The sequence below is a fragment of the Serratia silvae genome (genome assembly GCF_023282985.1).
Taxonomy (GTDB): Bacteria; Pseudomonadota; Gammaproteobacteria; order Enterobacterales; family Enterobacteriaceae; genus Chania; species Chania silvae.
Genome location: NZ_JAGQDC010000026.1, coordinates 25,553 through 31,773, shown reverse-complemented (window position 1 = coordinate 31,773; position 6,221 = coordinate 25,553). Strand labels below are relative to the sequence as shown.

At 55.4% G+C, this 6,221-nt stretch carries 6 protein-coding genes; 2 read left to right on the top strand and 4 right to left on the bottom strand.

Features of this window, described 5'->3' with window-relative positions:
• Positions 1-200: 200 nt before the first annotated feature.
• Both KAJ71_RS21740 and mdtD read left to right on the top strand, forming a co-directional pair.
• A complete protein-coding gene (locus KAJ71_RS21740) occupies positions 201-890 on the top strand; it encodes a FadR/GntR family transcriptional regulator (protein WP_141133233.1) in 690 nt (229 codons plus the stop codon).
• A gap of 37 nt (positions 891-927) precedes the next feature.
• Positions 928-2,346: a multidrug transporter subunit MdtD gene (gene mdtD, locus KAJ71_RS21735; RefSeq protein ID WP_248947590.1), complete on the top strand. Its 1,419-nt coding sequence runs from the start codon at positions 928-930 to the stop codon at positions 2,344-2,346.
• Here mdtD and rbsR read toward each other — a convergent pair.
• From rbsR to rbsC, 4 genes are all read right to left on the bottom strand, one after another.
• Positions 2,343-3,344 carry a ribose operon transcriptional repressor RbsR gene (gene rbsR / locus KAJ71_RS21730; protein ID WP_248947589.1) on the bottom strand — a complete coding sequence of 334 codons (1,002 nt, stop codon included), beginning with the start codon at positions 3,342-3,344 and terminating at the stop codon, positions 2,343-2,345. The genes mdtD and rbsR overlap by 4 nt on opposite strands.
• Before the next feature lie 4 nt (positions 3,345-3,348).
• Entirely contained in the window at positions 3,349-4,275 is a 927-nt protein-coding gene (gene rbsK / locus KAJ71_RS21725; RefSeq protein ID WP_248947588.1) for a ribokinase, read from the bottom strand.
• A 62-nt stretch (positions 4,276-4,337) separates the two neighbouring features.
• Positions 4,338-5,225 (bottom strand): ribose ABC transporter substrate-binding protein RbsB, encoded by an 888-nt coding sequence (gene rbsB / locus KAJ71_RS21720; protein ID WP_248947587.1) that lies wholly within the window; start codon positions 5,223-5,225, stop codon positions 4,338-4,340.
• 25 nt (positions 5,226-5,250) lie between these two features.
• Positions 5,251-6,219 carry a ribose ABC transporter permease gene (gene rbsC, locus KAJ71_RS21715; RefSeq protein WP_024484670.1) on the bottom strand — a complete coding sequence of 323 codons (969 nt, stop codon included), beginning with the start codon at positions 6,217-6,219 and terminating at the stop codon, positions 5,251-5,253.
• Positions 6,220-6,221: the final 2 nt, after the last annotated feature.

Here is a 6,221-nt window from a genome sequence, read left to right as displayed (position 1 = left end):
CCCGGTCAGTGGAGGCGCATTATAGGGAGTTCTCAGAAGGGCGCAACCCCTAAATTCAAAAAACTTTTCAAGCGCGGATTTTTTCGGCAAAACGCTGTCTTGTTCATCGTTTTTGCCACTTTTTCCCGAAAACAGCCGTAAAAGCTGGCGCTCCCTGACGTAAAATGAAAGATAACAATGCAGTTAAAGGAACCGCAGCCATGCAATTCGATGCACAACAACAGGCCGCACAGCGTAATCTTTCTTATCTACTGGCAGAAAAGCTCGGCCAACAGATCCTGGCCGGTGAATATCAAGCTGGCAGCATCCTGCCCGGTGAGATGGATTTGGCAGAACAGTTTGGCGTCAGCCGCACTGCGGTACGTGAAGCGGTAAAAATGCTGGCGGCCAAAGGCATGCTGTTACCGCGCCCCCGCATCGGCACCAGGGTCATGCCGCAAAGCCAATGGAACTTCCTCGATCAGGATCTGCTGACCTGGTGGATGACCAGGGAGAACTTCGACCAGGTCATGCAGCACTTCCTTATCCTACGCACGTCGCTCGAACCTCAGGCCTGTTCATTGGCAGCCATCAACGCCACCCCGGAGCAAAAGGCGCGATTGGTCACGCTGATGGCAGAAATGCAGGCGCTACACGTGGATTTTGACCGCGAACGCTGGATTGAGGTCGATACCCAGTACCACCAACTGATCTATGAAGCCAGCGCCAATCCATTTCTCACCTCGTTCGCTAACCTGTTCAGTTCGGTGTATCAAAGCTATTTCCGGGCGATCACCGGTAATGAAGTGATTAAGCTGCAACACCATCAGGCCATTGTGGATGCCATAGTCGCCAGTGACAGCACCGCAGCCCTCACAGCATGCCAAACATTGTTGCAGGGAAATGCGTAAACTCCGCAGCTATATATAGAAGGAAAATGGGATCACGATGACAAAATCTGCACGCAGCATGGCAGGGTTGCCTTGGATCGCCGCGATGGCGTTCTTTATGCAGGCGTTGGATGCCACTATTCTCAATACCGCCTTACCGGCGATAGCCCACAGCCTAGACCGTTCCCCCTTGGCGATGCAGTCGGCGGTGATCAGTTACACTCTGACGGTTGCGATGCTAATCCCGGTGAGTGGCTGGCTGGCCGATCGTTTCGGTACCCGGCGGGTGTTTATTATTGCCGTATCCCTGTTTACCTTTGGCTCGCTATTGTGTGCCTTGTCCCCGACGCTGAGTTTCCTGGTCGCCTCACGTATTTTGCAGGGGATTGGCGGCGCCATGATGATGCCGGTAGCACGCCTTGCCCTGTTGCGGGCCTATCCGCGTAGTGAGCTGTTGCCGGTACTGAACTTTGTCACCATGCCTGGTCTGGTGGGGCCAATAATGGGGCCGCTGCTAGGCGGTTGGCTGGTTACCTACGCCACCTGGCATTGGATCTTCCTGATTAACATCCCGATAGGCTTACTGGGTATCGTTTATGCCCGCAAATATATGCCGGACTTCACCACGCCGAAGCGGCCGTTTGATTTCATCGGCTTTATGCTGTTTGGCCTTAGTCTGGTACTGATCTCCACCGGCCTGGAGCTGTTCGGCGAGCAGGTGCTGGCCAATTACATTTCTCTGGGGGTATTCCTGAGCGGCTTTGTGATGCTATTTGGCTATATCATTCACGCCCGCCGCCACGCTCAGCCGCTGATTGGGCTGGATTTGTTCAAGACCCGCACCTTTTCCGTCGGCATTGCTGGTAACGTGGCCTCGCGGCTGGGGACCGGTTGCGTTCCCTTCCTGATGCCGTTGATGCTGCAGGTGGCTTTTGGCTATTCGGCTATCGTTGCCGGTTGCATGATGGCCCCGACGGCGGTGGGTTCTCTGATGGCAAAGTCTACCGTCACCCAGGTGCTACGTTGGTTTGGTTACCGTAAGACGTTGGTGGGTATCACTATTATTATCGGCGTGCTGATTGCGCAGTTCTCACTGCAAAGCCCAGGTATGCCGCTGTGGCTGATGATTTTGCCGCTGTTTGTTCTTGGGATGGCGATGTCGACGCAGTTTACCGCCATGAATACCATCAGCCTGGCAGACCTGAACGATGGCAACGCCAGCTCCGGCAATAGCGTACTGGCAGTGACTCAACAGCTGTCTATCAGCTTTGGCATAGCGATCAGCGCCGCCGTGTTGCGCTTCTATGGCTCTATGGAGATCGGTACCATGATCGATCAGTTCCACTACACCTTTATTACCATGGGGATAGTGACCATTGCTTCGGCCTTCGTCTTTATGCTGTTAAGAAGAAAAGACGGTAATAACCTGATCACCGGCAAAGAGAAATCACGCAAAGAAGCGAAGACCGCAGGTTAACGATGGCCAACTGAGGCCCGCTCCACCAGCTCAGGCGTCAACACCAGGATCTGGGCATCACGTTCGGGGTTTTGCAGGCGATTGATGAGCGCATCGACCGCCAGTTCCCCTAGTGAATCTTTGGGCTGATGAATGGTGCTAAGCGGCGGAGCCAGATATTTTGCCAGTTCGATATCGTCGTACCCCATCACGGCCATATCTTGTGGCACCACCAGCCCGGCCTGATATAGCGCCTGATAAACGCCCACGGCGACGGCATCGTTGCCAGCAAACACCGCATGAGGAGGTTCGGCCAACGCCAGCAACTGCTTCATGGCATGCACGCCACCTTCAAACTCAAAGTCGCAATACACCTCATAGCCCGGCAGGATTTCAAGACCGGCACGCTTCATGGCGCGGCGATAACCTTCCAAACGATGGCGCGCGGTCGTTTTATCCAGCGGCCCGGCGATACAGGCGATTTGGCGATAGCCGCGAGCGATCAGATGATCGGTTGCCATTTCGCCCCCCAGCAACGAGTTATCCTGAATGATATCGTTGGCCCCTTCGAACGGCGACCAGTCCATCATCACGATTGGCAAAGAGGGGTAGCGGCTCAGCGCATCCTGCGAAGGGCGGTGGTTTTCGGTACACATCACCAGTAGGCCATCCACCCGCTTTTGCAGCAGCGTTTCCATGCTGCTGTTCATACGCGCCACATCTTCCTCTGTGTTGCATAGGATCAGGCTGTAGCCACGCTCATAGCAGCTGCGCTCCACGCCGCGCACCACTTCGGCATAAAACGGGTTATTACTGGAGGTCACCAGCATACCAATGGTGCGCGTAGTATTGAGTTTCAGGCTACGCGCCAGAGCGGAAGGCGCATAGTTAAGCTGTTCCACGGCCACCATGACTTTGTCACGCACGCTGTCGCTGACAAAGCGATTGTTATTGATCACGTGCGAGACCGTCGAAGTTGAAACACCCGCCAGGCGGGCGACATCTTTCATGGTAGCCAAAGCGTTATCCCTGTTGCTGCAAGAAGGCGTCAATCTCTTCACGCCATGGCACGGAAGGCTGAGCACCCGGCCGGGTAACGGCAATGGCCGCCGCCGCATGGGCGAAACGCACCGCATCACTCATCACTTTGCCTTCGAGCAAAGCAGTAACCAAGGCACCGTTAAACGTATCACCGGCCGCGATGGTATCTACCGCCTTGACCTTAAAGCCCGGTACCAATTTGCCTTTACCGTTTTCGCTCAACCACACGCCACGGCTACCGAGGGTGATAATCACGCAGCCGATGCCTTTATCATGCAGGATGTTGGCGGCACGCTCGGCGTCAGCGTCATTATTCACCGCGATACCGGTCAGCCGCTGGGCTTCGGTTTCGTTCGGGGTGATCATGTCGATCATCGCTAACAGTTCGTCAGGCAGCTCACAGGCCGGAGCCGGGTTGAGGATCACCTGGGTTTGGTGCTGCTTGGCCAGTTTGGCGGCAGCAATCACCGTTTCCAGCGGTGATTCAAGCTGCATCAATAGCGCATCAGCATCGATAACCCGTTGCCGATAGCGGTTGAGATAATCGGGAGTGACCGCCGCGTTGGCACCGGCATCGATACCAATCACGTTCTCACCTTCGGCATTGACGAAAATCAGCGCCACACCAGTGGTGCTGCCAGTGATAGCTTCAATCGGTTGGGTATCAATGCGATCGGTCGCCAGCTGTTGGCGAATACGTTCACCAATATCGTCTGCGCCTACGCAGGCAATAAAGGCGATATCCGCACCGCTGCGCCCGGCAGCCACCGCCTGGTTAGCCCCTTTGCCACCAAAGGCGACCTTATACTGCTGGCCGATCACCGTTTCGCCCGGCTGGGGAAACTGGTTGATATTGAGGATATGGTCGGCATTGATGCTGCCCAAAACCACCAGCTTTGCTGTTTCCATCACAGGGATCCCTTAAATTGCGCGCCATCGTCACGCCCCGTTCCGATGGCGCTGGAGATGACTTACTTGGTAACCAGTTTCAAATCAACCGGGATAGTCGCCGGTACTTTCTCACCTTTCAAGATCTTATCTGCCGTTTCCACACCAATCACACCGATCTGATCCGGACGCTGTGCCACGGTAGCCGCCAGCTTGCCGCCTTCAACCGCTTTCACGCCGTCTGCAGTGCCGTCAAAGCCAACCACGATGACATCTGTTTTACCGGCTGTTTGCAGTGCACGCAGCGCACCCAGTGCCATTTCATCGTTCTGCGCAAACACCGCCTGCACGTCTGGATGCGCGGTCAGCAGGTTCTGCATCACGTTCAGGCCCTTGGTGCGATCGAAGTCAGCCGGCTGGCTGGCCAGCAGTTTAAACTTGTTCTGCTCCAGAGACTGTTGGAAGCCTTCGCCACGTTCACGAGCAGCGGATGTCCCGGCAATGCCTTCCAGCTGGATCACCTTAGCATCAGTGCCCACTTGCTTGGCAATAAAGTCACCGGCCATTTTACCGCCCACGCGGTTATCAGATGCGATGTGGCTAACCACTTCGCCTTTCGCCGCCATACGGTCGAGCGTAATAACAGGGATCTTGGCCTGGTTGGCCATCTTGATGGCGTTACCTACCGCGTCAGAGTCGGTTGGGTTAATCAGCAGCAGCTTCGGATTCTGCACCATCAAATCCTGCACGTTGGCCAGCTCTTTCGCCGGGTTGTTCTGGGAGTCCAGCACCACCAGGTTGTAACCCAGTTTGTTGGCCTCCAACTGCGCGCCCTCTTTCATCGAAACAAAGAACGGGTTGTTGAGCGTAGAAACCACCAGCGCGATGGTGTCTTTTGCCAGGGCGTTAGCACTCAGGGTGGCGGTTAACGCGATGGCAGAAACTAAGGTTGCCAGTTTTTTCATTTTCATGGTCGTGATTCCTGTAGGGGAGAGGTTACTTGTTACTTTTATTGTCTACCAGAACCGCCAGCAGAATAACGGCTGCTTTCACGATCATTTGGTAGTAGGAAGAAACACCCAGTAAATTCAAACCGTTGTTCAAGAAGCCAAGGATCAGCGCCCCGATCAGCGTACCGACGATGCGCCCTTTCCCCCCCGCCAGGCTGGTACCACCCAGCACCACCGCAGCGATAGCATCCAGCTCATAGCCGGTACCCGCAGTAGGTTGCGCAGAGGACAGGCGCGCCACTTCAATGACCCCTGCCAGTGCAGCCAGCAGGCCGCACAGGGAGTAAACGATGATTTTAACCCTATCGACGCTGATACCGGAAAGGCGGGTAGCCGCTTCGTTGCCGCCCAGCGCATAAATATAGCGGCCAAGACGGGTGTGATGCAGCATATACCAGGCGGCAATAAACACGATGGCCATGATCCAGATCGGGGTAGGAACGCCCAACGGACGGCCAATCCCGAACCAGCCGAAAGTGTCGGCAACGTCGGTAAAGCCGGTATTGACCGGGCTACCGTTGGTGTACACCATGGTCACGCCGCGCAGCAACAGCATCATCACCAGGGTGGCGATAAACGCCTGAACCTTGCCTTTGGCAACGATAATACCGGTGCAAGCCCCTACGGCAGCCCCCAACGCCAGCGCAGCTGCAACAGCCACCACCGCATTGACTTCAAATCCGACAATCGAAGCCGCTACCGCCCCGGTCAGCGCCAACAGCGATCCGACCGACAAATCGATGCCGGAAGTCAGGATCACCAACGTCATACCGACCGCCATAATGGCGTTCACCGAAGTTTGCTGCAGAATATTGAACAGGTTATTAACGGTGAAGAAATTCGGGCTCATCGAAGACACCACGGCAATCAGCACCAACAGGGCAATCAGCGATTTCTGCTCCAACAGCCACTCTTTACTGAACCAGCGCTTAGCTGCAACACTTTGTGAACTCATAT